This window comes from Pseudocitrobacter sp. 73 (assembly GCF_008369545.1).
GTDB lineage: Bacteria > Pseudomonadota > Gammaproteobacteria > Enterobacterales > Enterobacteriaceae > Pseudocitrobacter > Pseudocitrobacter vendiensis.
The window spans coordinates 35,874-60,694 of the sequence record NZ_VTZO01000002.1; the positions used below are offsets into that span (position 1 = coordinate 35,874).

12 protein-coding genes and 1 other RNA gene are annotated in these 24,821 nt (G+C 55.1%); 5 read left to right on the forward strand and 8 right to left on the reverse strand.

What is annotated here, in order from left to right; all coding sequences use genetic code 11:
- Window positions 1-125 precede the first annotated feature (125 nt).
- The 3 genes from nhaC to F0Q32_RS01745 form a co-directional block, all read right to left on the reverse strand.
- Window positions 126-1,562, reverse strand: a complete 1,437-nt coding sequence (gene nhaC / locus F0Q32_RS01735) for a Na+/H+ antiporter NhaC (protein WP_149461712.1) — start codon at window positions 1,560-1,562, stop codon at window positions 126-128.
- Between the two features lie 4 nt (window positions 1,563-1,566).
- Complete coding sequence (locus tag F0Q32_RS01740) at window positions 1,567-2,784, reverse strand: PLP-dependent aspartate aminotransferase family protein (protein WP_149461713.1); 1,218 nt, start codon at window positions 2,782-2,784, stop codon at window positions 1,567-1,569.
- Between the two features lie 302 nt (window positions 2,785-3,086).
- Complete coding sequence (locus F0Q32_RS01745) at window positions 3,087-3,347, reverse strand: helix-turn-helix transcriptional regulator (protein ID WP_149461714.1); 261 nt, start codon at window positions 3,345-3,347, stop codon at window positions 3,087-3,089.
- A gap of 100 nt (window positions 3,348-3,447) precedes the next feature.
- On the opposite strand from F0Q32_RS01745, the gene F0Q32_RS01750 reads away from it, so the two are divergent.
- From F0Q32_RS01750 to F0Q32_RS01770, 5 genes are all read left to right on the forward strand, one after another.
- Window positions 3,448-3,687 carry a helix-turn-helix domain-containing protein gene (locus F0Q32_RS01750; RefSeq protein ID WP_149461715.1) on the forward strand — a complete coding sequence of 80 codons (240 nt, stop codon included), beginning with the start codon at window positions 3,448-3,450 and terminating at the stop codon, window positions 3,685-3,687.
- Between the two features lie 3 nt (window positions 3,688-3,690).
- Window positions 3,691-4,035, forward strand: coding sequence for a DUF1294 domain-containing protein (locus tag F0Q32_RS01755; protein ID WP_188016812.1), 345 nt, complete (start codon window positions 3,691-3,693; stop codon window positions 4,033-4,035).
- 369 nt (window positions 4,036-4,404) lie between these two features.
- The gene (locus F0Q32_RS01760; RefSeq protein WP_149461716.1) at window positions 4,405-5,448 is read left to right on the forward strand and encodes an AAA family ATPase; all 1,044 of its coding nucleotides are present in this window, start codon (window positions 4,405-4,407) and stop codon (window positions 5,446-5,448) included.
- Window positions 5,441-6,433: a DUF4435 domain-containing protein gene (locus F0Q32_RS01765; protein WP_149461717.1), complete on the forward strand. Its 993-nt coding sequence runs from the start codon at window positions 5,441-5,443 to the stop codon at window positions 6,431-6,433. The genes F0Q32_RS01760 and F0Q32_RS01765 overlap by 8 nt, the downstream gene beginning before the upstream one ends.
- Window positions 6,434-6,685: 252 nt before the next feature.
- Entirely contained in the window at window positions 6,686-7,375 is a 690-nt protein-coding gene (locus tag F0Q32_RS01770; RefSeq protein WP_188016813.1) for a GNAT family N-acetyltransferase, read from the forward strand.
- Between the two features lie 114 nt (window positions 7,376-7,489).
- Here the strand turns inward: F0Q32_RS01770 and ssrA are convergent.
- The 5 genes from ssrA to F0Q32_RS01795 all read right to left on the reverse strand — a co-directional run bounded on the left by ssrA (window position 7,490) and on the right by F0Q32_RS01795 (window position 24,498).
- Window positions 7,490-7,852: a transfer-messenger RNA gene (ssrA, locus tag F0Q32_RS01775) on the reverse strand.
- A 117-nt stretch (window positions 7,853-7,969) separates the two neighbouring features.
- Window positions 7,970-9,133 carry an HlyD family type I secretion periplasmic adaptor subunit gene (locus F0Q32_RS01780; RefSeq protein ID WP_149461742.1) on the reverse strand — a complete coding sequence of 388 codons (1,164 nt, stop codon included), beginning with the start codon at window positions 9,131-9,133 and terminating at the stop codon, window positions 7,970-7,972.
- Between the two features lie 7 nt (window positions 9,134-9,140).
- Window positions 9,141-11,324, reverse strand: a complete 2,184-nt coding sequence (locus tag F0Q32_RS01785) for a type I secretion system permease/ATPase (protein WP_149461718.1) — start codon at window positions 11,322-11,324, stop codon at window positions 9,141-9,143.
- Window positions 11,321-12,727, reverse strand: a complete 1,407-nt coding sequence (locus tag F0Q32_RS01790) for a TolC family outer membrane protein (RefSeq protein ID WP_149461719.1) — start codon at window positions 12,725-12,727, stop codon at window positions 11,321-11,323. Before F0Q32_RS01790 ends, F0Q32_RS01785 begins: the two co-directional genes overlap by 4 nt.
- A 77-nt stretch (window positions 12,728-12,804) precedes the next feature.
- Window positions 12,805-24,498 (reverse strand): BapA/Bap/LapF family large adhesin, encoded by an 11,694-nt coding sequence (locus F0Q32_RS01795; RefSeq protein ID WP_149461720.1) that lies wholly within the window; start codon window positions 24,496-24,498, stop codon window positions 12,805-12,807.
- Window positions 24,499-24,821: the final 323 nt, after the last annotated feature.

Consider the following 24,821-nt stretch of genomic DNA (forward strand, 5'->3'; position numbering starts at 1 on the left):
TTTGGATCAGGATGTTCTGCATTGAGTGATTTTGATAGTGGAAAATAACTGGAAAAGAAGTCAGTAGATACCTTTCATTCGGTGGTTGATGAGGGGGGATTCTCCCCCTCATCAATAAGGTATTTCTAATTATTTTCGCTTACATAGCGCGTACCGAAGTTTGTCCAGCGCGGAAGGATGGCGTAGATAACCGCCATCCCCAGGCAGGAGAGATTAAACAGAACAAATGGCGCGTAATCGAGCGTCGCGACGCCGAGTGTTTTGGCCATAAACATGCCGGAGATGGTCCAGGGGAACAGGCCTTCCAGCAAGGTCGCCCCAGATTCCATCGCGCGAGACATATTCACCATGTGAAGCTTTTTCTCGCGAAAGCACGGGTCATACATGCTTTTGACAAGGAAAAAGCTAATCACCGCGTTCCCGGTACAGGCGACCAGCAGTGAGCTGGTGAACATCGTCGCCAGAATGGTGCGCGTGATGGTATTGAGCTTTTTCACCAGGCTTCTCAGAATCACCGCCAGCGCGCCGGAAACATCTAACGCCGACGCGAAAATAAACGCGCACAGCATCACGATAATCGGCCCGACCATCGAATACATCCCGCCACGATTAAGCAGCACGTTGATATTCTTCGCCGTGGCCTCATCCATCGCCAGCCCCTGCAACCCCGGTAGCATTTCCGATTTGAAGCCGTTAATTGCCGCGCCCACGATATCCGCCATATGGACTGACTGACAGATAATCGCCAGCAAAATGCCTGAGAAGGCAGAGGCGATCAGAACGATCACTGAATCCCACTTTTTGATCGCCCCGACAAACACCAACAATGCAGGTGCCAGCAGTATCGGGTTTAGCCAGAACAGCGACGATAGCGAGGTTTTCATCAAACCGATGGCGGCCATTTGCGCGTCGGACCCGCTATTAAGATGATTGCCCAGCAGATAAAAGCCAATGCAGGCAATAACAAACGCAGGCAGAGAGGTATAGAGCATATTGCGGATGCTCTGATAGAGATCCGCACCCGCGGCAATGGCCGCCATATTAGTGGTATCGGAGAGCGGTGAAAGTTTGTCGCCAAAATAGGCACCAGAAATCACCGCCCCGGCGGTAATCGCCAGGGAAACATCCATCGCCGATGCCACCGCCATTAACGCAACGCCGATGGTACCCGCCGTGCCCCATGACGTACCGGTAAAAGTCGAGATACAGACGGTGACCAGAAACGCGGTCAGGTAGAGATACGCCGGGTTTATCACTGCCAGGCCATAATAAACCATCTGCGGAATGGTGCCGGAAACCATCCAGCAGCCAATCAGCATCCCGATAGACAGCAGCAGTAAAATCGCGGGCACCGCATCTTTGATTTTGCCGATGAACACGCCCATTACCGCGTTCCAGCTCCCGCCGTAGTAGCGGGCGTAGAAGCTGGTGACAAGCGTAATGCAGATAAGCGTGAACTCGACCGGATAATTCAGCAGGCCAATCCCAACGGCGAAGATGAGGAATATCACCGCCAGCAGCGAGAGTGCTGAGGCAAACGAAGGCTCTTGTTGTGCAGTCATTGCATCATCCTCTCATTCCGGTGATAGCCGCAAAGGCCGCATCAAGATCGGCAATCAGTAACGACGGGCTTTCCTGACCAATTGAAAGGCGAATCAGCCCCGGCGCAATATTGTCTGCCGCCAGTGAAGGCTCGTTGTAGCCCCGGTTGGGAGAGATAATCAGGCTTTCATAACCGCCCCAGCTGCACCCCACTTTGAACAGGCGACAGCTATCGATAAAGCGCTTCACCGCTGCGAAATGCCCGTCACGGATTTCAAAAGAGAACAGCCCGGAAAAGCCCATCATCTGTTTGCGGATAATGGCTTGCTGTGCATCGACCGCCATACAGGGATGACGGATGTTCTCGACATCAGGGCGGGTTTTCAGGTAGTCGATAACCTGCATCACATTTTCCTGATGCGCGCGCATGCGCACGGGCAATGTGCGAAGGCCGCGCAGCAGCAGCCAGGCGGCAAACGGCGACAATACGGCCCCAAGCAGTTGATGGGAGAAGTCGCGGATTTCCGCCATCCGCGCCTGTGAGGTGATAACCGCACCCGCGATAAGATCGCTGTGGCCGCCGAGATATTTTGTGCAGGAATGAATGACGATATCGAAGCCCAGGGTAAGCGGTTTCTGGAACAGCGGTGTCGCCCAGGTATTATCAATCACCGTGGTAATGTTATGCGCTTTCGCAAGCTCCGCAATCGCCGATAAATCAACGATGTTCATCGTCATGGTGCCGGGCGATTCCGTATAGATAACGCGCGTAGTCGTGCGAATTTTGGCGCGGATGCTCTCTGTGGTGCCATCAAGCACAACGTCATAATGGATACCAAACTTCCGCGTCATCTGTTTGATTAACGCCATCGCCGGGCCATAAACGTTATTGACCAGAATGATGTGATCGCCACTGTTGAGGTTTGCCATCAACACCGCGCTGATGGCCCCCATCCCTGAAGCAAAACAGCGGCAAGCCTCACCGCGCTCAAGCTTCGCCAGCTTTTGTTCAACCATCTGTACCGTGGGGTTTAGCCCGCGAGAGTAGATAAAGCGTTCCGCCTCATGCTGCATATCATCACAATAAGCCTGATAGTTTTTCTGCACGAACAGGCTGGTCTGGATGATGGGCGCGCTGACGGCACCAAAATAGCGCTCATGATCTTCATCCTGCCCGGAGCAGGCGATGTGATCCTCTTTGGCATAACGATCCGTGTCGGTAAAAAAGTGACTGATTTCCATTTTAATGTTCCTTATTGAGGTACAGGGGAGCCCACAACGCGCGCGGAAGCCCGCGCGAGCCGAAAGACTCACTTTGGTTTTAGTGATAAATCGAGTAATTACGCCGCTATGGGCGGGCGCGACGAAGGTGCGGCGGCCCGGTTATGAGCGAACGCAGGGGAGATAACGTGAAGGTACAAGCGACGGGTGCGTGGCCCGGCTTGTACGGTAACGGATGTGGATCAGTGGGCATAAACAACTCTCCATGTCGGGTGTTGCGTTAATGCGTTCTGTCACTCACGGCGCAGGGCGAGGCCCTGGAGTTACGGTTTTGGTTTCAGGGGCAACTTTTCCCTGGGTAAGCGCGTATCGCGACAGTTCTGGTAACGAGCAGGCCAGATGGCTGACGGATGGATATTTAATGCGTTAGCAATCAGCCATTCGCCTTTCGGCCAGGGGCGGCTCAGGGCGTTTGCCAGTGTGGCGGGAGATAGCCCCGCCTCGCGTGAGACGCGCGCCATAGAAGTACCGCGCTTTCGTAAGGCGGCGATGATGTCGGCGGGATGCCAGTTTTTTGGGGGCATTTGTTCATCCTTGATACTTTGAAAATATGATTATCCTGTTTTGGGATAAAAGAGTAAATCGCTGATATTCGATTTTGGGATAAAAATCGAGAAAGAAAAAATGTCATCCATCTATTCTCAGGAATATCAGCTTGTTATAAGTACTTTGCGGAATTCGCGCCTGGAGCAAGGAGTAACACAGACGACTCTGGCGAAAGCTTTTGGCAAGCCTCAGTCATTTATTGCGAAGGTTGAAAATGGAGAACGCAGGCTGGATGTGGTCGAATTCATTCATTTGGCAAAATTGCTTTCGATTGATCCGGCTAGTGTGATCAAAAAAGTTATGGATCTGAGTGATTAATACGTGATGATCAATAAAATTTGTTATGGCTTACTGGCTTTGTCATTCGTTGCTAGCTTCTGGTTTTTGCATCCCGTTTGGGCGTGGTTTTTGATGGTCAATGTTTTGACCTTTTTCATCTATGGTGCGGATAAATTTGCTGCACGAAGAAGTTGGCAGCGCGTACCGGAAAAGACATTGCTGGCATTTGGCCTTGTGGGTGGATGGCCCGGCGGGTTAGCCGCTCAGCAGTTGTTCAGGCATAAAACGCAGAAACAGCCGTTTAAACGGTGGTTTGTGGGGAGCGTGGTGGTGAATGTAGCGGTGCTGGTGGGCGTGGTTTATGGGATGGGGTATTGGTGGGGGTAGGGCGGGTTTGTGCCAGGAGCGGATGTAATTTACAGATCCACTGTCCTATTGCTGCGGAAAAAACCAGCAAAGCGGCCCACGCTGAATTTCCACTTTCTGGAATTATACCCAAAAAAAGAATGAGAAAGTCTGGCTGGGTGACCGTAAAATGATCCTTTTGCCCTGGATGATGTAGTGACTGGTGGCGGGAGGGTACATATGGTGTGTTCTGCGACAAACCATCCACGGTGAGGCGGCTCTTCCTGAAAAAATAGAAACCGGAAACGAGGTCTCTCATAAACGGTAGCAAATTGTTGGCAAACATTAAATCAACACTTCTTAGAGCAAGATAGTCGGGTACAATGTTTGAAAGCAAAACGGGGTAGGATTATGAAAAATACACGTATCATCAGCGCACTAAAAATCGAAGGTCTTTTTGGACAGCATGATGTCAACATTACTTTCAATGATCTGACTGTAATTGTGGGGAAAAATGGACTAGGCAAATCAACAATCCTCAAAATTTTGCAGGGATTTACTACAGGGAAACACGAGTTAAATTACAGTGAAATCTGCGAGAGCATTGAGGTTTTTTACGAAGATGGGAATATCATTTCTTTTGGAAAGATAAGTGATGAAATGGGAATAGCCTCAGCTAGTAAAGGACTCTATCATCATCTTATGTATGATAAAGACGGGATTGATTCAATTTTCGAAGAAGTTAAAGGATTAAATTCACAGTTAAGCGAAAAAGAAAAAGAAAACTTTGCTAAAAAATTAATAGAAAACGCATTAAATTCAGAGTCATTTGTTAATATGCTTAAAAATGGCTATAGTGAAATCTTGCAGAAGAACAAGAAGCAGATGTTTTCAAATAAATGGCATACTGAAGAGTTAATAAAAACAGTTAATGTGAGATACTTGTCAACGGTTAATATTTCTGCAAACTCGAGTTCAAGGAAGGATCTTGGTAATGGTGTTGAACTTAACCTTATAGATCTTGCTATACATGAAGAAATAAGGTCGTTGATAAAAAATGGAAATGAAAAATTACTTAACACACTCTTAAATAATATTAATGCGCTTTTTAGCGACTCGGGTAAAATTGCAGTATTTAATAATCATGATTTATATTTCAGAACTGTGTTAGGTAAACAAATAACGATTCGACAGCTTTCTTCCGGAGAACGCCAACTTATCTATATATTGGCGACAGTTGCTAATACCGTAGGAAAGAAAACACTTTTACTCATGGATGAACCTGAGGTTTCCCTTCACCTCGACTGGCAAGAGAAAATTCTTAATGCCATTAAAAATGTTAACAATAAAATACAGATTATTGCTGTAACTCATAGCCCAGGCATCATAATGAATGGCCACATGGACGCTTACATAGAGATGAAAGATGTGATGAAGAGTGTTTCTCATGGCTGATTTCACGGATATTTTAAGAACTGGTTCTTTTTTAAGAGGGTATACTGGAATCCAGTCAGGACAGCCTATGGGAGTTATCTATATAGAAGATGCTTCAGATCGCCTATTTTGGGAGAGAATTGTTAATGGAGTATGCCCCGGAAGATATTCGGTTAAACCCTTTTCAGGAGCTGGATCTGAGGGAAAACGAAAGCTTGAAAAAGAATATCAACATCTTCATAAAGATCGATTAGTTGGTGTAGATAGCGATTATGATTATTTGTGTCCAGAACGCAATGAGTATTCAGATGTGCTAAACAACAGTCCTTTTGTGCTACATACCTTTTTTTATTCAAGGGAGAGTTACCTACATACCTCTGAAGCTATTGAGGATTTGACAGGATGCATTCATTTTCATGATAATATCGAAAGCAATATCATCCCTGCTTTAAATAGATACTCCAGTATTATCTATGAAGCTATGTTGGTATTTTCATGGCTTCATAATCGTGATCAGCAACAATTTGACGAAAGAGCTTTCAACGAAAGCATTCAACTACCATCAGGAGTGAATATACTTAACTCTGATCTCAGTCTCAATGAGACTGCTTTTGAGGGATTAAGTGAGTCAGTTGGCCAATACATTAGTCACCACACGCAATACATAGATGATGACGAAAGCTTTGAGAGTCATCGTGGAAAACTCAGTGAGCGAGGAATTAATGCAGAAAATGCGATGCTTTTTATAAATGGACATGATTTGCTCGATAGGGTTTTTCTACCCATTTATGAATTATTTATAAGAAATAGTCAGAGAAATGATATTGCTTGGGTTTCAGAGAACTACCCTGCTGCTCAGATAAGGGATCGTCAGCATCAGGTCCGTAATCATTATAAAGATAGATGTAAGTCAGCTACTTTGATCCATCATTGCGAATCTTTCCACGTATCAATATTCTGGCAACGTATAGCGGACAAATTGCTTCAAGCGAGTACCACCGATTAGCTTTTTATCCTTTCTTGCACAACTTTAGCAGCAGTGCTGCCGAAGTTGTGTCAGTCGTTAATCAGGCTTCCTGAAATTAAATTGGCCTTGCTTACGATTCGTGGGAACATGTTTTTATCAGCTATATTAAAAATTGGTAATACCGGCTTATCATCAATAACGTCCGTTACTGTTGCTGAATAATAAGTATTAGATCTGATCTGACAGTTACCTGACATGCTCCCTGTTGCTAAACACGCCACGATTTAAGTAATGCTTTTATCAAATTACGAACTTCCGCTCCTCGCTCAAAGCAGCCCTATCATCTTCCCAACAGCTCGCCCCCAATTAGCAACAGACTTCGCAAACATATGCTACCTTATAGCCGAACAGTTCCCCCCAACCTTCAGCCCAAGAAAAATCACCCCCATAGCCCTCACGGAGAGTCCGAACATAAACGTCACCATCACCCCCGCACACCCCGAGCACTTTGCCACTCTCCGCGCTATCGAGCTGGCCGCCTTTGAAACGCTGCGCCACGCAGGAGCGATGACCGGTCCCGCAAGCGCCAGCAGCATTCAAGAACTCAGCGATTTCAGCCGTAACGGATCACTGCTTGCGGCGTATACACCTTACTCCGTTCCCGTCGGATTCATAGCAGGACAAATCGCTGGCGAATGGTTGCATATCGCAGAAATGGATGTGCATCCGAATTGGCAACGCCGCGGGATTGGCAAACAGCTTATGCAGGCGATGCTCCGTAATGGGAAAAAACGCGGCCTGACAGGTGCCACGCTAACCACCGATAAAATGGCCGCATTCAATGCCAGGTTTTACGCTACGTTAGGTTTTGAGATGGTGGAAGGGGAAGCGCGACCGCCGCATCTGGCAGTGATAATCGAGGATGAAATCGCAAAGGGTTTCGACCCAGCGCGCCGGGTGGCGATGATGCTTATCTTCTAGATGATTGATTTATAAAGATATCTATAAACAAAACCCAACAAAAAAGCCCGCAAGACTTACGCCTTGCGGGCTTTCGACTTCTGCGGTCGACTCTGGAATCGCCGCTAAAGATTTTGGTGGAGCTGGCGGGAGTTGAACCCGCGTCCGAAATTCCTACATCCTCGGCACTACATGCTTAGTCAGTCTTTACATTCGCACGCCAGCTGCGGACAGACACGCCACTAACGAACTAGCCTGATTAGTTTTAACGCTTCAACCCCAGGCAGGGCTTCCACGCGATCTCTTTTGGGTTTGACCTCTCTTTATCCCCGTCTTAAGAGCGGAAGCTAGGGAGAGAGGGCTCAGAGCAGGTTATTAAGCTGCTAAAGCGTAGTTTTCGTCGTTTGCGACTATTTTTTTGCGGCTTTTTACGAGGCAAACCGCCCCTCGGCATGCACCTTGGGTTTCGCAAATCCCGTCGAATCCAGAATCAGCCCCAATAGTGTTGCAGCAAGTATAACAGAGTTGCTATGCGCTCTGCCACCCCCCTGCATAAATACTCTCTGCCTGCATTTCAGACAAAAATCCATTGCCAACAGGCAGATAGTCGTTCATTTATCGCTCACGCAGCGCCTCTTTCGCCCGGTTAAACGGTTTGATCAGGTAGTCGAGGATGGTTTTTTCACCGGTTTTGATATCCACGGTGGCGATCATCCCCGGCACGATGGAGAAATGGTGCCCGACTTTGTTCACCAGATAATCCTGGTGGGTGCGGATGAATACGCGGTAGTAGAAAACTTCCGGCTTGGCTTTGTCCTGGATGGTGTCCGGGGAGATGGTCTCCACTTCGCCTTCCAGCCCGCCGTAGATGGCGTAATCATAGGCGGTGATTTTCACCAGCGCGCGCTGGCCGGGGTGGATAAAGGCGATGTCGCGCGGCGAGAGACGCGCTTCAATCAGCAGGCGGTCGTCGACCGGGACAATCTCCATCAGATCGCCGTTGGGCGGGATGACGCCGTTCAGGGTCGTGACCTGGATGTTTTTTACGATGCCGCGCACCGGCGAGCGGATGGTCAGGCGGGTGACGGAGTCTTCGCGGCCTTTGATGATGGCTAGCAGCATGTCGACTTCGGCGTTCGCTTTGGAGAGTGCTTCTCGGGCCTGCACGTAATACTGCGAGCGCAAATCGGTGAGTTTCAGGCTGAGGTCGCTGCGCTGGCGCTGTAGTCGCAGCACTTCCACGTGGCTTGCCGCACCGCTTTTTTCCAGCCGCTGGGTGATCGCCAGCTCTTTGTTAACCGAGACCATCGCGTCTTTAATCTCTGCTTCGGAGTCCGCCAGTTGAGCGCGACGCGAGCGGTAGAGCCGGGTTTCACTGGCGAGCAGATCGGGCCAGGCTTTCAGTGAGTCGGGGAAGACGAGAGGCTGGTCGTTTACCTCGGCGTAAAGGCGAACGCTGGAGGCCAGCGATGCGCGATAGCGTGCGGCGCTTTCACCCACGTTGGACTCTGAACGCGTTGGGTCCATGCGGGCGACGATTTGCCCGGCCTGCACTTTGTCGCCTTCACGCACGGAAAGTTCCGCCAGAATGCCGCCGTCGAGCGACTGTAAAACCTGCTCGCGCGAGCTGGGCACCACTTTTCCGGTACCGGTCGAGACTTCATCGAGCGTGCCAAACCACGCCCAGATGCCGAGCAGCACGAATAACACGGTGCTGATAATAATGATGCGGCTGGCCCCGGAGAACTCCCGTTCGCGGCTGATGTCCGGGTCATCCATCACCACATCATGCTGATTGGTTTTCATTTTTCCACTCCCGTCCGGTTGCCGGTGTGCCAATACGGTTGCCGCCCAGCGCCTGCGTTTTTGGCGCATCCATCACCACTTGCCCATCTTTCAGCACTACCACGCGCTCCACCAGCTCCAGCACCGGTACGCGGTGAGTGGCGACTATCAGCGTGCGGTTGCCCAGCCACTGATTCAGTCGTTGAATGAACTCGCGTTCGGTGTGGTCGTCGAGGGAGGCGGTGGGTTCATCGAGCAGGACGATATTGGGCGAGCGCAGCAGCATTCGCGCCAGCAGAATCGACTGCCGCTGGCCGCCGGACAGGCCCGCGCCGCCTTCCATAATCGGGTGGTCGAGACCTTTCGCCAGCTGACGCACAAAGCCTGCCGCGCCGCATACTTCCAGGGTGGCAAAAATGTCGTCATCGCTGGCGCGCGGTGCGCCAAGCATCAGGTTCTCGCGCAGGGTGCCGAAGAACAGGCGCGCGTTCTGGCTGAGCATGCCGACGTTGCGGCGCAAATCGGCCATATCAATCTGCGCGATGCTCAGGGAGTCGAGCCGCGCTTCGCCGCTAATCAGTTCCACGCCGCCCGCCATTGCCTGAAGCAGGGTTGATTTCCCTGCGCCGTTACGCCCGAGCAGGGCGATGCGTTCGCCTTGTTGAATCTCAAGGCGGCCGATTTTAAGCGGCACGTTCTGGTCGTCGTTGTGATAACGAAACTGTGCATTTTCAAAAAGATAGTGGCCGTGGAAAATATCTCGATGGACCACGCTGTCTTCGCGCTGGGTTTCGGTGGGGAGCTGCATAATGCTGTCGAGGCCCGATTTGGCGGCTTTGACCTGCTGCCAGCGCGCCAGCACGCCGCATAGGTTCGCCATCGGGGCGATCATGCGTGAAGCCAGCATCGACGCGGCAACCACCGCACCGGTAGTCATTTCGCCCTCGATAACCATCGGCGCGCCGAACAGGATCACCGCGCTGTAAACCAGACTTTGTACGGTGATCCCCCAACTGATCAGCCCCTGGGAGATCTGGCGGGTGCGCAGGCCGGATTCGGCGGTAATGCGAATATAGCTGTTCCACTGTTGCAGGAAGCGGTTCTCGGCCTGCATCAGTTTGATATCTTCCAGCCCCTGAACGCTCTCGACCAGCACCGCGTTGCGCAGCGTTGATTCATGCGCGGCCTGGTTGGCGAGCACCGCCAGCTTTTTCTGCAACAGAATACCGGGCAGCACCATCATCACGGCGGCGACGGGTGCGATCCACGCCAGTTGCGGCGAGATGATCGCCAGTACGATCACGAACAGGAAAAAGAAGGGGAGATCGACGATCGTCGAGATCGTCGAGGAGGTGATCATCTCGCGGATCTGCTCCAGCTCGCGCAACTGCGAAATAAAGCTGCCGGTCGAACGGGGGATGGCGCTGTTACGCAGGCGCAGCGCGTGGCTGAACACGCGGTCAGAGACGCGCATGTCGGCGCGTTTGCCGAGCACGTCCATGATGTGTCCGCGCGCCACGCGCAGCAGGAAGCCGAAAATCACCGACAGCAGCACGCCGAATGCCAGTACGTAAAGCGTCGGGTAAGACTGCGCGGGGATCACCCGATCATAGACCTGCATCGAGAACACAATGCCGCCGAGCGACAGCACGTTCACCAGAAAGGCGGCGAACATCACCGGGCCGTAGGGGCGGATGTCCTGTAAGACCAGCGATTTCAGCCAGTCGGGGCTGAAGCGGGAAATATAGTTATCGACCCGACTATCACGCATTGCGGATAGCGGACGCAGGGCGGCAAGGTAATCAATTTTCCCAAGCAACTCTTCCATCGACAGGCGGTTGATGTGCGAGGTGTCATCGACAAACCGCACCTCGACGGTGCTGTCGCCATCGAAGCGCTCGACGATCACCAGCTCGCCGTTATTCAGCGCAGCGACAACCGGAAGACGCCAGCTGTTGAGGGTTTGCGTGTTGGCTTCCAGCAGGCGAAATGACAGCCCACCCTGACGAGAGAGTTGGGTCAGCGCGGGCAGCAGGCTTTTATCGTGAAACCACGGGGCATTGGCCTGAATGGTGCCCGGCGAGCAGGCGATGCGGTAGTGGTTGGCGATATGGCTTATCGCCAGCGCCCAGCGTTGCAGCGTCTGTTCGGTTAAAAAGGTGTCGGCGGTATCGGCGTTGTTCATGGCTGGATCTCCACTGACTGAATGCTGCGATTTTCCAGGCTGAACGCGTTGCGAAGGCGTCCGGTGTTGTAGAGGCAGTTCAGCTCAAGCTGATGAAGCTGATTCAGGGTTTGCAGCTCGGAAAAGCGTGCCTGATACACTTCCTGCTCGGCGTTTAGTACGTCCAGCAGCGGGCGCGAGCCCAGCTCAAGGTACTGTTGTTGATAGAGTTCGCGGGTGCGCGCACTGTACGCTTGCTGGCGGCGCTGCACTTGCAGAGAGTTCACCAGGCTCATCACCTGACTTTGTGACTCCAGTAGTTTTTGCCGCACTTCCAGACGCACGCGCTGGATGGTCGATTGCGCCGCGCTCAGCGCATAGTTGGCGGCATTGCGTCGGGCGGTCATTGCGCCGCCCTGGTAGATAGGCATTTCCACCTTTACCCACGCCGAATACTGCGTGCGGTCCAGCACTTCATGGCTGGGGTATTTGTCGTTCAGATAGTGTTGAACCTGTGGTTCCAGTGAGATGGTTGGCGTCATTTGCGCATTGGCATAATCGACATTGGCTTGCGCGACGTTCGACTGCGCCCACGCCGCCAGCACCGACGGCACCAGGCGGTCGTCCGGTTGCGCGATATTGCAGCTTTGCGCCAGTTTCTCGGGGAAGTCGTTGCTGATACCGTTGAGGGTATTCCAGCCGAGCCAGCTCATCAGCGTGGCCTGGGCGCTGTCGCGCGTTGCCTGATACTGAATCAGCTGCGAGCGTGCGGACTCAATACGTGCGTCCGTTTGCACGGCATCAGACTGCGACGCCGCACCTTCATCGCTGCGCTGGCGAATCAGCCCGCCGATGTGGTTGAGCGCGGTGAGCTGCTCTTCGGCGACATCCACCATTTGTTGCCAGGTTTGCACCTGCACCATGGCGACGGCGGTGCTGTAGCCCACGTTATCAATACTGACCAGCACGTTCGCCTGCTCCTGCGCGACGCCCGCGCTTTCGGCGCGCACCTGGCTTGCCACTTTGCCGAAGTCATAGAGCATCTGGGACAGCGACACCACCAGCGACGGGCTGAAGCCGTGGTCAACATAGTTATTGGCGTAGCCGTTGTTCATGCCCGCGCTTATCTGCGGATAGTATTTCGCTTTCGCGACATCGACCTGCTCATTCTGCGCGAGCAGTTTGCCCACGGCTTCCTGAATGGACGGATGCCAGCTCACCGCGCGATCGACGGCGTTATTCAACGTTAGAGTTCCCGGTGCGGCAGGGTCGAGCGGCAGATCCACTTTGCCGGATAACGACGGTAGCTCCTGTTGTTCGTGCAAGGTTTGCGAAGAGATAAACCGTGGCGTCTCTTCGGCATAAAGGGAGGCTGAACAGAGGCAGCTCGCCAGCCCCCATGCGATAGGTGTTAACTTTCCCATTGTCGATCCCTTTTAAAATAGCGCAGGTGTATTTGTTATTACCCCGGGCGTCTTCGCGCCCGGGGTTTTGTTAACTATCAGGTCACAATGTGGTTCTGTTCGATCAGCTCATTCAGGGTGGTTTGTACGTTCTCCAGGGTGATTAAGGTGGTTGAACTATGGGCCGTCCCCGTACCATCACGGTCAATCGAGATAACCGTGTTATTGCCGCTGGTGGTCACGCTCAGGTAGTTACCGAGTGACGATTCCTGACCGTTCCAGCCAACCAGCAGGTCGCCAATATCGATTTTGTCGCCCTGAGCGAGCGAGAAGTTGTCCCAGCGATCGGCCCCGTTACCTCCTCTGTTATCGGCATTATTCAGCAAGTCATAAATTAAAGTGTCACCGTAGGCCGAGCCGTGGATCACATCTGACTGCGACGTGCTGGTGAACTGCGGGTTCATGTTGATCGTTAAGGTTGCGCTGTCTGAATGGCCTTTTTGATCGTTCAGCGTGTAGGTGAAGGTCTCCTTCGTGGTGATATCGCCCGGATGCAGCCCCGCTTTCAGGGTGTAAGTGTACGAACCGTCGATGGCGATGCGCAGTGAGCCGTAGGTACCCTGAACCGTCGCTGCACCGTTGCTGTCAACGGTAGGGTTGAGCGTTTGCGTGCTGTTATTCCCGCTGACGGTCAGCACGGTTTGCGCGGACGCTATCTGATCGACCGCACCTGCGGAGTCGTGGCCGTTGTAGATGTTGCCGGTCACCGTGTGCGTATTGTTGTTGATCAGGAAGTTATCCAGATCCCAGACGTTGGCGTTGATCGTTGGCGTTACCGTTACCGAACCCAGCAGTGCAGCGGAGCTGAGGTGGGCGTTAAATACCAGTGTGTAGCGTCCCGCATCCAGTTCCAGCCCGCCAAGCGTCAGCGTTCTGGAGTTGGTCAGGGTGTACTGGCCCTGAGCAATCGGCGTGCCCTGGTAGATAAGCGTTGATCCTTCGTAAATTGCCCAACTGTTCACACTCAGGTTGATGTTGGTCAACTGATTGATGGCGAAAGTTACCGAGATGCTCTTCAGCGCCGTGCCTTCTGCAACGTCAAAAGTCGCACTGCTGGAGGCGTCGGTGGTGCGTGCGGCAATGGTTGCCGAGCCCGCGCTAATCGCCGGAGATACTGAAGAGTACTGCGCCGTATCCAGGACCATCGCGCTACTGGTGTCATTTACCGCATCGACCGGTTTCGCGGTCGGCTGCACGTTCAGCGAGGCTGTGCTGGTATCGCCATTGGCCGCGGTGACCGTATAAACGAAGGTGTCCGGTGTTTTGATGCTGTCGGCGCCAAGGCCAGATTTCAGGGTGTAGGTGTAATGCCCCTGTGCATCAATGGTCAGCGTACCGTACAGGCCGTTAATGGTGGTGGTGCCATTTGCCGCCACCGCCACGCCATTCACTTCGGTAACATGACCGTTTGCCGCACCGGCATCGTTATCCAGCACGTCGCCCGTGGTGCTGGCGCCCGCGCTCTTCACGCTGTAGGTGTGGTCGGCGTTAACGCTCAGCGTAAAGCCGGTTGCCACGGTCAGGCCGGAAACCGCATTCAGCGTGAACAGATATTTACCATCTGGCAGGGTGATGACCAGATCCTGCGCCGTGGAGCCGCCCAGCAGCGCCGCCTGGAGCCAGCTCGGGACGTGACGATACTGCTCGTAATTACCGGTTGCCGGGTTATAGCGATAGACATACAGGTCAAAGACCGCGCCAACCGCTACGCCACCGACGCTGGCGCCCAGTGAGAGCGTGCGCGTAGTACCAGCATCCACGTTATAGATAATCGGGTTCTGCATGTTGTTCAGCAGGCCGACGTCAATCACGTTCCCCAGGTTCAGCCCGACGAGCGTAAAGCCGGTGGTGGAACTCGGGCCGTTATTGATTGCGGCAACCGAGGTATCAAATTGCAGGCTGGCGCTGTCATCGGCGGCGGTGACTGAACTTGGCGGTACGGTGGAGCCCAGCGTGATAACCAGGTTGGCCGAGGAGCTGTTCGCCCCCTGGGTGATGGTATAGACGAAGCTTTCTGAACGTCCGACCACGGAAACGCTGTTGTTGGTCAGCGTATAGGTGTAGCTACCGTCCTGGTTGATATGCAGGGTGCCGTATTTACCGGCGATATCCGCGCCGCCCGCGCCCACAACTGTCGTCACATTATTGGCGTTGGTGATGGAAGTGACCTGTGTGCCCGCCGGGGCCACATCGCCACCGTTATTCGGGTCGACATCAGTGATGACGTTACCGTTTTCAGTGGCACCGGCAGTCACCGTCCCCGCGCTGGTTTTCACCAGTGACACATCCAGGCTGGTGTAAGAACCCACTGCCAGCAGGCTGGTGTTGAAGCGGATAACGCGATACTGGCCGCCATCAAGATTATCCAGCGCCAGACGTACCCCGGAGGCACCCAGCGTCAGCAGGTTGGCGAACTGCGGCAGAGAGGTATCGATGACGGTAACCCAGGCCTGCAGGTTGGTGTCATATTTCTGAACGGCAATTTCAAGCGAGTTCAACAGCGACAGTACGGCCCCGGTCGCCGCCGCTTCAATCACGGCGCTACCGCTGCCGCCAGCATCAATATTAAATGTCACCTGCGCGGTGTCATCACCCAGAACAGACGCCACGTTCCCCAGCGCGCCCACCAGCAGGAAGCCGTAATCGCTGTGTTCTTCGCTGGTCACCGTCGCGGTGGTATTCAGTTCCAGGTTCACCACGTTATCGCTGGCGGCGACAGGCAGCGTAGGCGCGGTCGCCAGACCCTGCGTCGAGCTGTTGCCTGCGGCATCGGTGGCAATTGCCGATACCTGCTCGCCGTTGATCAAGCGCGTTGGCAGGCCAAGCGTCCAGTTGCCGTTCGCATCGGTTGTGACGGTTAGCGGTGTCGCCTGGCCCGGTACGGTAACGCTTACGGTGCTGTTGGCTTCCGCCGTGCCGCTGACCGTAAAGCCATCAGCGCTGACGGTCGCCGTTGGCGCACTCGGCGCGAGTGTATCTACTGTAATGTTGATGGCGGTCGACGGGCTACTGGTGCCGTTCGGATTGGTTGCCGTGGCGGTGATGGCGTGCAGCCCCTCCGTCAGCGGCGTGGTTGGCGTGTAGCTCCATACACCAGCGTCATTGGCAACCACGGTCGCCAGCAGTACGCCGTTGTTGTAGATGTTAACGGTCGCCCGCGCCTGCGCGGTGCCGCTGATATCCGGTCGGCTATCGTTCGTGCTCTGGTTATTCCCCACGTTCCCCTGGATCGTGCCGACGTCATCATAAATCGTGGTGATGACTGGCGTGGCAGGTAAACCGGTGAACGGCGCGGTGACGTTTGCCGGTTGGCCAGGGTTACCCGCGACGTCAGTTGCGTAAGCCTGCAACGTCTGGCCGCTGGTCTGGCTTGGGGTCAGGATGGCGGTAAAGTTGCCAAGTCCGTCGGCGACGCCGGTGCCCAGTACGGTGCCGGTGGAACTCAGAATGGTGACGGTGCTGCCCGCTTCCGCATGGCCCGTTACCTGAGTACCGGTAGCATTCACGACCAGGTCTGTCGGTGCCGCAGGCGGCGTAAGGTCGACATTCACGGTGGTGACCGTCGAGGCGGCGCTGGTATTGCCTGCCACATCGGTCGCTCTGGCGGTGAAGGTATGCGCGCCTTCCGTCAGCGTCGGCGTGGTAAAGCTCCAGTTGCCCGCGCCGTCGGCCTGAGCGGTACCAATCACCACGCCATTATCGAAGATGCTAATGGTCGAGTTGGCTTCTGCGGTACCGGTGAGCGTCGGTGTGGTGTCATCGGTAGGCTGCCCGATTCCGACAGTCCCCGTAACGCTGCCCTGGTTATCCGTAACGGTAGAGATAACCGGCGCGTTTGGCGCGGTGGTATCGACCTTCACATTCCACGCGCCAGAGACGGCTCCGGTATTCCCTGCCGGATCGGTTGCCGTTGCGGTGAGATCGTGTGAGCCAGTGGTCAAATCCCGCGGCGGCGTGAAGGTCCAGGTGCCGCCCGTCCCAACCGTAGTGGTACCCAGCAGCGTGCCGTTGTCATAAACGGTGATGGTCGCACCTGCTTCACCGGTTCCGCTTAAGGTCGGACGCGCGTCATCGGTGACCTGGCCGTTGGTTAATGGCCCGGTTACCGTGCCGACATCATCCGCCGCTGCGGTAATGGCTGGCGCAGCAGGCGGCGTAAGATCGACATTCAGCACAAAGTTCCCCGACGCCGGGCCGGTGTTGCCTGCGGCGTCTGTCGCCGTGGCGGTGAAGATATGGCTGCCTTCCGCCAGCGCCGGATTCGGCGTAAAGGTCCAGCTATTGTTGCTGCCCACCACGGCGGTGCCAATGATATTGCCGTTGTCGCGAATGGTAATGGTCGCACCCGCTTCACCGGTACCGCTCAGGGTTGGCGTGGTGTCATCGGTTGACTGATTGGTCACCAGCGGCGACTGAACGGTGCCGACGTTGTCCGCGGCCTGAATAATAACCGGCGCGGCAGGCGGCGCAGTATCGACAATCAGCGTAAAGGCGGGAGATGTTACACCAACGTTGCCCGCCGGATCGGTGGCGATGGTGGTGAAGGCGTGGCTACCGTTGCCTAATGCCGTCTGCGGCGTGAAGGACCAGTTGCCGTTTTCGTCGGCGATAGCGGTGCCAATTTGCACGCCGTTATCGATTACTGCGACGCTGGCAAAGGCTTCCGTTGTCCCGTTCAGCGTCGGGGTGTTGTCATCGGTAGTATTGCCGCTGACCAGTGGGGCGGTAATACTGCCAACGTTGTCCGTTGCATTAACGATAATCGGTGCAGCAGGGCCTGCGGTATCGACGACGAAGTTAAGCGCCGGCGACGGGGCGCTCACGTTCCCGGCGCTGTCGGTGGCGGTGACGGTGAGCTGATGATTACCATCCGCCAGGTCGGCGGTGGGGGTAAATGTCCAGTTGCCGGAGGCGTTGGCTTTCACGCTGCCGATGACGTTGCCGTTGTCCAGAATCTGTACCGTAGCATTGGGCTCTACGGTGCCGCTCAGGGCAGGGCGGTTCTCATTGGTTTGCTGGCCTTCGGTGATTGGCCCGGTTGTCGGCGCAACGCTGTCCTGAGCGGTGATGGCCGATGGCGCATCCGGTGCCGCCGTATCGACCACGACGTTAAACGGCGCGGTGGCGGTGCTGCTGTTCCCGGCGACATCGGTGGTGGTCAGCGTAATGGCGTGTGGGCCTTCCGACAGCGGATCTGTCGGCGTCCAGGTCCAGTTTCCGGATGGCGGGACCAGAACGGTGTCTACCTCGACGCCATTGTCAAAGATCGTCACCGTAGAGCCCGCTTCAGCAGTGCCGCTGAAGGTGGGCTGGGTATCATTGGTGGCCTGGTTGTTCAGCAGAGGTCCCGTTACCGGACCCTCATCATCGGTCACACCCGTCAGCACCGGGCGGTTTGGTGCGACGGTATCGACCACCAGCACAAACGGAGCGCTTGGCGCGCTGGTGTTGCCTGCCCCATTGGTGGCAGTCAGCGTCAGGCTGTGGTTGCCTTCAGCCAGCGGTGTCGTTGGCGTGAAACTCCATGCGCCATCTACTGCGGTTGTACGGCCAATTTCGACGTTATTATCATAAATGATAATGACCGATCCCGTTGCCGCCGAGCCACTCAGGGCAGGCAGCGTGTCGTCGGTGCGGTCGTTGTTGTTGAGTTCACCAGTAACCGTGCCAACGTTATCCAGCACGGTATCCAGCGTAGGCGCTGTTGGCGTAGCGGTATCAATGGTGACGGTCCAGGTGTTGGACTCCGCGGCGGCGTTACCTGCCGCATCGACAGCGACGGCGGTAAAGGTGTAGTTACCCGGTTGCAGGGCGGTGCCCGGCGTGAACACCCAGTTACCCTGGGCGTTAACGGTGGCAGAACCGATTAAATCATCGCCATTATAGATATCGACACGGGCGCTGCCCGTTGCCGTACCGCGCAGCGTTGGTTGGGTATCATCCGTTGCGCCGCCGTTCTGTATCGGCCCGGTGACGGTGCCGACATCGTCAGTAATGCTGGTGATGGTGGCGGCCGCAGGTGGGGTGACATCAACAATCAGATTGATCACTGAGGATTCCGCGCTGAATTGACCGCCGATTTCCGCGTGGGCGGAAAGGGTATGTGGGCCTTCAGTCAGTGGCGGATTAGGCGTATAGGTCCATGCGCCATTCTCATCCGTCTCAATGGGGTCTGACAATTGCCCATCAATGGTGACATAAACAATTGAACCCACCGCGGCAGTACCGGTAATCACCGGAGACGGGTCATCGGTGCTGTCACCACTACTGAGCGAACCTTGTTGCGGGCCAACGTTATCTTCAATGTTGATGATGATTGGCACAGCCGGCTCGGTCGGCGGTAGGACGCTAATTTGCGCCGGTGGACTGTTATTCCCCGCCTCATCCTGAGCGGTGACGCTGATCAGGCTGCCGCCTGCCGGAGGCGGATTGAGCGTGGCCTGGAAGTAGCCCAGCCCGGTAGTATCCGCTGTACCGATCACGGTTCCGCCTGCATCGCGAATGGTGACTGTGCTGTTCGGCTCGGCCTGCCCGGTAATGGTTTCGCCATCGTTGCCAAGCTGAATATTGGTTGGCGCATCCGGCGCATCGGTGTCCACGCGCAGGGTGATGCCATCGGATTCCGGCCCGACATTGCCCAGGTCGTCGACGGCCTGGAAGGTGATGACGTTATCGCCGTCTTCGAGCGCATTGTTTACGTCCGGCGTAAAGGTCCACTGCCCGGTGCCGTTAACGTCCGCGCGGCCAATCTCAACGCCGTTGGCGAAAATAATTACTACGCCATTCGCTTCAGCGGTGCCGGTGAAGGTCGGCTGGTTATCATCCGTCAGGCTACCGTCTTCTAATGGATCGGTAATGCCGCCAACGTTATCGGTAATGCTGTTAATAACCGGCAGGTCCGGGCCGGTAGTATCAACCGTTAATGTGAAGTTACCGCCGGGCTGGGTGGTGTTACCCGCAGAGTCTGTCGCAGTGAGCGTGATCGTATGTGGCCCATCGGTGAGCGCCGTCGGCGGCGTAAAGGTCCAGTCGCCGTTGACATCGGACGTGGTGGTGCCCACCGCCACGCCGTCCACCAGAATGGTAATCAACGTATTGCCATCGGCGGTGCCGGTCAGCAGCGGCGTGGAATCCACGGTGCGATCGCCGCTATCTAGCGGAACGGTAGTTGTATTGGTGTTATCTTCCACGCTGACCAGTACAGGATCTGCAGGTGCGGAGAGATCGACCCGGATTTCAAACTCATCCGACGGATCGCTGACGTTGCCTGCCGGATCGGTTGCCGTCACGTGCAGTTGGTAGGTTCCCTCCGTCAACGGGTTATCCGGCGTCAGGCTCCAGCGGCCATCTTCGCCCACAACTGTGGTGCCCAGCACCGTGTCGCCATTGTAAAGGGTGATGATGTCGCCTTCGTTGCCGGTGCCGCTAACTGTAGGCAGGGGATCGTTGGTCTCGTCGCCAGAAGTCAGCGGACCGGTGTATTCATCAACGCTGTCCGTGACTTCGCCAATCTCCGGTTTGACTGGCGCGTCCACATCAATGTTGATGGTGAACGGCGGGGAGGCCGGGCTGACGTTATCGGCGGCGTTGGTGGAGGTCACGGTGAAGATATGCTCCCCGCCTTCCAGCGCCGTTTCAGGGGTAAAGTTCCAGACGCCGCCTTCTACCGTAGCGGTGCCAATCTCTTCGCCATTGTCGTAGATGGTGATTGTCGCCCCTTCAGGCCCGGTGCCGTTCAGCGTCGGTTGAGTGTCATCAGTCACCTGATTATTGGCCAGGTTGCCCTTATACAGACCGACATCATCGGCAATGGAGGTAATGGCCGGGGCCACGGAGGCGCTGGTATCGACCGTTAAATTAAACGGTGTTTCCACCCCAACGTTGCCTGCGCCATCGACGGTAACAAAACGCAGATCATGCTCACCTTCTGCCAGCGGGAGGGTTGGCGTCAGAGACCATTCACCGTTACTGCCAACTGTTGCCGTGCCGAGCAGCGTCTGTCCATCATAAATTTTGACCTGCGTATTAGGTTCCGCCGTGCCGGAGAAAGTTGGGCGACGGTCATCGGTGGTGTCACCGCTATTCAGTACTCCCTGATAGGTTCCAACATCGTCGGTGACCAGAATAATACTCGGCGCATCCGGTGCCTCAGTATCAACGGTGAAGGTGAAGGGGGTGTCGTTTGCAATCGTATTCCCGGCAGCATTTTCTGCGCTCAGGGTCAGGTTATGCGGGCCTTCTCCCAGAGGTTCAGTCAGCTGTAAAGTCCAGGTGCCGTTGGTATCGACAACAGCAGTGCCCAGCAGATTTTCGCCTTCGAAAACAGAGATAGTCGAGCCGACCGCGCCTGTGCCGTTAATTTGCGGCAAATCATCGTTGGTGGACTGTCCGTTGTTCACAAAGCCAGTGCTCGGGTCTTGATCGTCCGTCAGGTGCGTGATAACCGGCAGCGTCGGTGTGGCGGTATCGACGATGATGTTGAAGGCGTCCGATTTATCGCTGGTGTTGCCGCTTTCATCGGTGGACGTCAGGGTGAAAGTATGGCTACCGGGGCTCAGATCGCTTTCTGGCGTGAAGGTCCACATGCCCTGATCGTCAGCCACGGCTTCGCCAATTTTGACGCCATTGTCGTAAATGGTGATCGTCGCGTTCGCTTCCGTTTCGCCGCTGAAGGTCGGACGCGGATCGTTCGTGGTATTCCCGCTGGTGAGTGCGCCTTCGCCTTCTGGCACATCATCAATAACATCGCCGAAGACGGGAATCGACGGTGCAGTGATGTCTGGCGCATCGACCGTCGCGCTATCACTGTCGTTCCCGGCGTTATCCGTGGCGATTGCCGTCAGTTGCTCGCCATTTTTTTGCGGGGTAGTCAGTACTACTTCGAATTTACCATCGCTGCCTGCGGTGGCGTTGCCCAACGGGTTGCCGCCAGCATCAGTAATGGCGACGGTGCTGCCAGGCTCTGCCGTACCGGTCACTTTTGTGCCGTCCTCGGAAACCAGCAAGTTATCGGGTGCATCCGGTGCAATCAGGTCAGGGGCCTGAATGCCGCTCGGCGGACTGGTATTACCGGCGCTGTCGGTGGCGGTGACGGAAAGAATCTGGTTGTTATCCTGCACGGGCGTCAGCGTGATACTGAAATTGCCATCGCCATCTGCGGTATCTGAACCGAGAATATTCCCGTTTGCATCTTTGATGGTGACGGTGCTGTTGGCTTCTGCGCTGCCGGTTACCGTGCTGCCATCCTCAGAAATGATTAACCCGGTTGGCGCATCGGGTGCGCTTAAATCGACGGTGAAGGTTTGTTGCCCGGCTTCGAGGCTCACGTTGCCTGCGCTATCGGTTGCAGTGGCCGTCAATGTGTAGACGCCATCGGTCAGCGGCGTACTCACTGTCAGAGTCCAGTTACCCTGTGCATCGGCCTTCACGGTGCCGAGTTCAATGCGTTCGCCATTGAGCGTCGCCCACAATGTCACCGTGCTTCCGGCTTCCGCTCGTCCGCTAATCGTCGGCGTCGAGTCGTTAGTGATCCCACCGTTCGCGACGTTGACGTCATTGCCCGTAACCGAAGAGTATGTCGGGGCGTCGGGCGGCGTGGTATCCACTTTGAGGATGAAATCAGGTGATTTGCCGCTGATGTTGCCTGCGGCATCTTTTGCTGTGGTATTGATGACCCAGTTGCCATCCGTTAACGGCGTAGAAGGCGTGAAACTCCAGTTGCCCGACTCATCCGCCTTGACGGTGCCAAGAACGGTATTATTGCCATAAATAGTGATGGTGCTGTTGGGCTCCGCGCTGCCCCGGAAAGTCGGCGTGGTGTCATCAGTCGATTGACCACTGGTGATTTTGCCGGTAATGGTCGGATGATCGTCCAGAACTTCAGCGATAGCGGGGGCGTTCGGCGCGGTTTTATCTGGCGAAAGCGCGGTTGCCGGGTCACTGACGTTACCCGCTTTGTCTGCCGCTGTGGCGCTAAGTTGTTCGCCGGTGATTTGCGCGGGGCTGAGCTTAATCGTAAAGCTGCCGTTGCTGCCTGCGGTACCCGTACCGATAATCGTTCCATCGGCATCTTTAATGACGACTGTACTTCCCGCTTCCGCTTTGCCGCTAATGGATGCGCCATCGGCAGCGGTGACCAGATCGGTTGGGGCGGCAGGCTTGATGGTATCGACGGTAAACCCAAATCCGGTTACGGCGCTATCCGGCGCAGACGCGCCCGTCGCCACGATGGAATGGTTGCCATCCTTCAGCGGCGTTGTTGGGGTGTAGCTCCAGTTGCCGTCGCTGCCGACCTGAACGGATCCGATTTTTACACCGTTATCGAAAATATTGATGGTGGTTCCGGCTGTACCGCGTCCGCTGAAGGTCGGCCGTGAATCATCGGTACTCTGCCCGGAAGTGAGCGCACCGGTGATGGAACCCACGTCATCAACCACGCTGCGCAGCAGGTTAACGGGTTCTTCAATCACGTTGGGGGCGGTGATATTCGACGGCGAACTTTGGTTACCTGCGGCATCGGTTGCGGTTACGGAGAGACGCTCGCCATCGGTTTGCGGCGAGGTCAGGGTTATCGTGAAGTTGCCGTTACTGTCGGCTTTCCCGGTCCCCAGCACATTGCCTTCGCTGTCGGTGATTTTTACTGTGCTTCCGGCTTCCGCTTTCCCGGTAAGCGTCGTACCTTCGGCGTTTATGTTCAGGTCACTCGGTGCGCCCGGTGCGGTGGTATCGTGCGCGGTGACGCTGGTGGTGGGGCTGGTATTTCCGGCGGGATCTTTCGCTTCCGCCGTAAGATGCTCGCCGTTGGTCTGCGGTTTGTTCAGGTCAACGGTAAATTTCCCATCACTGCCGGCGGTGCCAGTGCCAATAACGTTGCCATTGGGGTCGCGGATGGTGACGGTGCTACCGGGCTCTGCATTCCCGGTGACGGTTTTACCATCGTTTGAAACGGCAACGTCGGTTGGCGCATTGGGCGGTGTGGTATCCGGCGCGGTGATTGGGGTGGATGGCCCGGTGTTATTCGACGGATCTTTCGCCTCAACCGTCAGGTGTTCACCGTTAGACTGCGGCTTATCCAGGCCCACGGTGAACTTGCCGTCATCACCGGTTTTGCCGGTACCGATGATGTTACCGTTCGGATCGCGAATGATAATGGTGCTGCCCGGTTCGGCGTTGCCGGTGACCGTTTTGCCGTCCGGGGAAATCGCAAGATTCGCTGGCGCATCGGGCGGGGTGGTATCAACGGGCGGTTGCGGATTGCCCGGGTCGGTTCCGCCATTGCCGCCATCATCATGATGATGACTGCCACTGCCGTTACTGTTGGATGCGGCGATGCCAATCCCGGCAGCCGCCGCAGCCCCGCCCAGAATCCACGCCCAGGCGGCTCCACCGCTTTCGTTGCCGCCTTCTCCGGCAACCAGCAGTTCATCAATGCTGCTGATTTGCTGGAAGTGGAATGCGCCATCCGTATCCTGCACCCACCACAACGCGCCGTTGGCATCTTCCAGGACAAGCTGGCTCTGCCCTAAATCTGAGGTGACGTAGAAGTTTTTTACCGTCACGGTTTCACCGTCTTTCAGGGTGATAACCAAATCCTGATTGGTACGCTGCATCGAAGCAATATCGGCGCGATCGACCTTAATTTTAACAATCGATGGGGCGGTCAATGTCACACTGTCGGTTTCAGCCGTGGTGGCGACGGTAGTCATTTTTGAAATAATCGATACAGAACGCATGGTGTCACTCCATTCGAGGTGAACAGGTTGATCGCAATGGCGATATTCGGTTATTCAGCAGCTCAGGACTTTCATGCCGGCATATTTGTAGTGATATTCAACTCGCCAGAAATAAAGGCAAAGCGGTAGCGCTCACTATCGAAATAGTGATTAGGAATATTCTTAAAATATGAACAGGCGAAAAATTAAATAATTTCTATATGAAATTTAATTCCTTGTTCTAAAGGGTCTTTTAAATGTTGATGTACTGTTGTTGATATAGCCAGATATAAGATAATTCGCAAACGACCGATGAACAGCAAGCTTGCTAACTATCAGTTAAA